General features: G+C 53.2%; 1 protein-coding gene. It reads right to left on the reverse strand.

The annotated features are described in order from the left end of the window. Positions 1-474: phosphoglucose isomerase-related protein (locus ACTD9P_RS29775; protein WP_498371985.1), on the reverse strand; the 474-nt coding region annotated here is incomplete at both ends.

The following is a 474-nucleotide window of genomic DNA, read 5'->3' on the forward strand; positions in this document are numbered from 1 at the left end:
TTGTTTACCCAACTCCACGCCCCACTGGTCGAAGGTAAAGATGTTCAGGATCACGCCCTGAGTAAAGATTTTGTGCTCATACAGCGCAATCAACGCACCCAGGCTGAACGGAGTGATTTCGCGCAGCAGGATGGAGTTGGTCGGGCGGTTACCTTCGAACACTTTGAACGGCACAACGTAGTCAAGCGTTGCCGGATCTTTACCCTGATCGCGATATTCCTGCTCAACCACTTCGCGGGATTTACCAAACGCCAGCGCTTCGGTCTGGGCGAAGAAGTTAGACAGCAGTTTCTGGTGGTGATCAGAGAGCGGGTTATGGGTGATAGCCGGGGCGATGAAATCGCACGGTACCATTTTGGTTCCCTGGTGGATCAGCTGGTAGAACGCGTGCTGACCGTTAGTGCCTGGTTCACCCCAGATAATCGGGCCAGTCTGGTAATCCACAACGTTACCGTTACGGTCAACATACTTACC

The organism is Pseudomonas onubensis (genome assembly GCF_965653655.1).
In the GTDB taxonomy this organism is placed as follows: Bacteria; Pseudomonadota; Gammaproteobacteria; order Pseudomonadales; family Pseudomonadaceae; genus Aquipseudomonas.